Annotated in this window: 4 protein-coding genes; all 4 read right to left on the bottom strand. The window is 30.7% G+C overall.

The window, feature by feature from the left end; genetic code table 11:
- Positions 1–143 precede the first annotated feature (143 nt).
- The 4 genes from KI356_RS22485 to KI356_RS22470 all read right to left on the bottom strand — a co-directional run bounded on the left by KI356_RS22485 (position 144) and on the right by KI356_RS22470 (position 4,117).
- A complete protein-coding gene (locus KI356_RS22485) occupies positions 144–764 on the bottom strand; it encodes an SGNH/GDSL hydrolase family protein (protein WP_212936512.1) in 621 nt (206 codons plus the stop codon).
- A gap of 140 nt (positions 765–904) precedes the next feature.
- On the bottom strand, positions 905–1,936 hold the full coding sequence (locus KI356_RS22480; protein ID WP_212936511.1) for a VanZ family protein: 1,032 nt from the start codon (positions 1,934–1,936) through the stop codon (positions 905–907).
- Between the two features lie 365 nt (positions 1,937–2,301).
- A complete protein-coding gene (locus KI356_RS22475; protein WP_199659392.1) occupies positions 2,302–3,411 on the bottom strand; it encodes an acyltransferase family protein in 1,110 nt (369 codons plus the stop codon).
- A 190-nt stretch (positions 3,412–3,601) separates the two neighbouring features.
- Positions 3,602–4,117: a transglycosylase SLT domain-containing protein gene (locus tag KI356_RS22470; RefSeq protein ID WP_212936510.1), complete on the bottom strand. Its 516-nt coding sequence runs from the start codon at positions 4,115–4,117 to the stop codon at positions 3,602–3,604.
- Between the last annotated feature and the right edge of the window lie 147 nt (positions 4,118–4,264).

Raw genomic sequence — 4,264 nt, 5'->3', positions numbered from 1 at the left:
GAGAATAACAAAAAAATAAACAATAAAAAGAATTACTTAAAGTATAATTTATAGACCCCTATATCCTTCTTTTTCTCATCAAAAACCTCTGCGCTGTATGCGACAGGGGTTTCTGACGGTATCATCATAATTCATTCTATAACTTATTTAGAAGAGTCATGTACAGGCAAACTACTAAAAATCAATTCAGCAACTTTTACATACCCTTTTGAATTTGGATGAATTAAATCCGCAGACCAAAGCGTATTGTCATTAACTAAAGGATGACTCCAAAAGTCAACATGATGAATCTTATACTCTCTACTCAGTGAACTTATAACTTCATTTGCCTCTAATAATTGTTCTTTTAACACTTGTTTTTTTTCAGAAGAAAAAGGAAGCCTAACTGTAAAATCTGGAAGGTTTGCTATAATAATATCGGCACCTGTTTTACTTAATGTATCTATCATAAATTCCATATCGTTCTTATATGCATGATGATTCCAACGTCCTTTTAAAACATCGTTTGCACCTGCGATCAAACTAACCAAATCTGGATTAAAAGTTAATGCTTTTTCCAATTGCTGCGAGCGAATTTCTTCAGTTACTAACCCACGCTTTGCAAAATTAGCATATTCTATATCGTTTACACACAGTTGAACAAAATGATCTACCCAGCTTTTTAATGCTATTCCCTCAACTTCATCCCCTATCCCCTCTGTAAAACTATCACCAATCGCTACAAATCTCTTCCACATATATAGTCCCCCTTTTTTAATATTCATATCTACACTATACAATAGCTCACTGCATAATTGTTCTTTCTAAATGTTTTTAATTTCAATTAAATTCCACAGGGGATTTTTCAAATAATTAAGTACAACTAAATTAAATTATTCAAATGAACAGAATAAGAAAATCCACGTTATTTTCTCGCGGAAATAGGCTGAGACCAACTATTTTTGTCATTATCATTTATTCGTACTTGAAAAACATATATAGGTTGAGAATAGCCTTTTGTATCAGCGTAGTAATCTATATTATAATCTGTAATGACTAATGTATCACCTGCTTTGAAAGATATTATAGGATCAAAGTCTCCTTGTTTTAGTCTTTGAAATGCTTCTTTCGGAGACAGAATTTCAACATCTCGAATATGTAATTTTTTTGTAACTGGCTCATTGTCATCAGACATGTTTGGAATTTCCTCTTTGTAAACAGGCATTTTTTTTCCTTCGTCTTTTAACTCTATTGATGTTTTTATAGTGACATCAGTCATGTCTATTTTTGTAATGGGATCTAAAGGCGTATTCCCAAATTCCTTCATTTGATACGAAATCATTATTCCAAGTGCAACAAAACTTACTGTAATCGGAAGAAATAAATATTTGATCATTTGTATATCCATTTCTTTTTTCTTCAACAATATAAGAACTATATTTACCATAGAATATCCTAGCATCATTCCTAAAGTATTATGAAGTAAATCGGCTAGTTCCATACTTCCACGTTGCATTGTAAATTCAAGGATTTCAATCAATAAACTTGCTATAATTGAGCTGATTAACATCCATTTTGTTTTTTGAAAAACATTACTAACTAAAGGTAATAAAATTCCTAACGGAAAAAGCATACCTATATTCACAATGATATGGAAAAAAGAAGAAAATGAAAAGGTATTCCATGCTTTTTTATAAACACTAAGTACATCAAAGTCAATTGTTCTTGCAAAAGTTATATCATCTGGACGACCAAATGAAGTAGCTGATAATGCAAGGGAATAATATCCTATTATTAATATAAATAATATAATTTGTTGTACGGTAAATTCCCCCCCACCTTTACACACCTTTTTGTATACTACAAAGTAGCTAAAAACAAATATGAGTAGTAACAAAAATGTGAGTTGTATTGTAGGAATTGCAACGGTAACAAGTAGTTCGGAAATAAAGTTCATTTTACACCTCTGTTTTTACGAATAAAATATTCAATAGTTTTATATAACATTCTAGATATAGATATCGATGTATTGTTACCCCTAATAATTATTAATATAGAATTAAACCTGTACTCTTGAAACTAGCTTTATATGACCAAGCGGCTACAAGGAAACTAGCGTTTTACTAATTGTATTTTCAGCTATGTTTGGATAAACGTTACGAAGATTCTCTTTAGTAAGAGGATTTTTGAAGTTATATATAAAATTAAAAATTTATTCAATTTTAGTATGTTTATATAGAATCTATAATTGACCGATTCCTAATACACTTAGGAACCGGTAATATACGTATATTTACTAAAGAAAGAAGATTCCCTCAAGCATTACACTTTTTTCCGAAAATTAGTTGTTCTTTGTTTTGCCCAGTTGATACATTTCTTTTCAATTAAATGATACGATATTATAGAAAAAAGTAGTGTCATTGTAATACATAAAGTAAGAAGTAAGAAGATAGGTATCTTTGTATACAAAAGTTTAAATAGTACCATCATGATTGGAAAATGACACAAATAGATACTATATGAAATTTCCCCTACGTATACAAATACACTCTTATTTAAAAATGCTTTTACTTTTAGGTTACTCATCGCCATGATAATAAATATACTAACACCAATTACGACACCCCAATCTTTTAATAAGAAAGTAGTGTCATTACGGGAAAAACCATAAATTAAAATGGAATATAAATATAGAATTATCCCTAATGCAATAAGAAATCCTTTTTTAAATTTTTTCATATTTTGATATAAATAAATAAGTTTTTCCTGATACTTAAAAAGTAACATTCCAACCATAAACATAGATGTGAAATGCAGTGTATCGGCATAACCATTATAAAATCCTTCTGCTTTCCCAATATGCAACATATTAAGGAAAACACTAATTAAAGAAAAGCTCAAAGCAATTAGTATCGTTTTCTTCCAACTCAGTTTATAAAAAAGAAGGAATAACAAAGGAAATACAATAGATATACGCATTTCTTGAGCCAATGACCAAATAACTGGGTTATAATTTTCCGTAAAAAAGTTATTAAGAAGCACAAAGTGGTTTATAATATCTATTTTTGTTATAGACCCTTGCCACCTATCATAGAACCAATCCCGTAGTCCTGCCACTTCATACGGTGAAAACAAAATAAATAAAGCAAAGGTAATGATTATCCAAAAATAATAAGGAATATATATTCTTACAAATCGCTTAATTAAATATCCCCAATAATTTGTTTTTGAATGATAAAGTGCCATAGATAACACAAAACCACTTAGTACATAAAAAACGATTACAGCTTCTCCACCCGCCCATAAAAACCTAAGCGGGGAAAATTTAATAGAGTTAGGCAACGATGGTAGCATTAAACAAAAATGTCCAAATACCACTGTAAGTGCCGCTAACCCTCGTATGGAATCTAATTCTTTTATTCTCTTACTCATAAAATATTCTCCTTGTAAATTGTAAATTTTGCTGTTAATAAAGGCCACTATACTAGTGTAGTGGGAGAATTGTACATATTCTTTCTTTAAATCCCTAATATAAGCAGTACAAGGTCAATCTATGTATCTGTTTAAAGGAACTTTCGAATTTAGGCATAAGTTATATAGTAATAGAAAGAAAAAAGAAATTTCATTCTATAAAATCGTATTGTCGTTTAGAAAACATTTTAAAACTTTTTTCTAAACCCTCGTTATAGTCTGTCTGTTTATCCGTCCATTGAACGCCCTTATTTCCAGGCCACCCTGAGGTATTCGCAACATGTTTTAATAGCTCTGCTCCTTTTAAATTTTGCTGTAAACCACGGTTATACGCATTTATCATATTAGATATTGCAATTCGAGTATTGGTTTCTGCATTTTTCAAATCTTCATTCGTTAAATCTTTAGGTGCTAGTCCACCTCGATGGAGCTGAAACAGTCCAAATGATGTGCCCTGATCCCCGACTGCATTTTGATCAAACTTACTTTCATGGAATGCAATAGATAAAGGAATCCATGGTGGCATACCGTGCTCTATTGATATTTGTTGAATTGTGTCTCTTACTTTAGCTCGGTTCGTATGATGGTCATATGCGTATTTTGTAAGATATAGCCCTACTGTGAAAACCAAAATAAATACTCCGATTTTTATTAATATCCCTCTCATCGACGTCACCTCACTTGTCAGTATCAAAGATTATCTCTAGTAATCATATCTTTTGGGTATATTAACTAGTAATCGTGTATCAGATGATTATTCTTGGTTTCATTAATTACCGATTTTTAAGTGAAATTATTAGGGGGCCCTCTATAT

The sequence above is a fragment of the Bacillus hominis genome (assembly GCF_018332515.1).
GTDB classification, from domain to species: domain Bacteria; phylum Bacillota; class Bacilli; order Bacillales; family Bacillaceae_G; genus Bacillus_A; species Bacillus_A hominis.
Note: the sequence above shows the minus strand (reverse complement) of the source record. Positions and strands in the feature narration are given on the sequence as shown.

Bases quoted from the DNA above. Each gene is read 5' to 3' on its own strand.
- KI356_RS22480 (WP_212936511.1), bottom strand. From the start codon at position 1,936: ATGAACTTTATTTCCGAACTACTTGTTACCGTTGCAATTCCTACAATA.
- KI356_RS22475 (WP_199659392.1), bottom strand. From the start codon at position 3,411: ATGAGTAAGAGAATAAAAGAATTAGATTCCATACGAGGGTTAGCGGCA.
- KI356_RS22470 (WP_212936510.1), bottom strand. From the start codon at position 4,117: ATGAGAGGGATATTAATAAAAATCGGAGTATTTATTTTGGTTTTCACA.
- KI356_RS22485 (WP_212936512.1), bottom strand. From the start codon at position 764: ATGAATATTAAAAAAGGGGGACTATATATGTGGAAGAGATTTGTAGCG.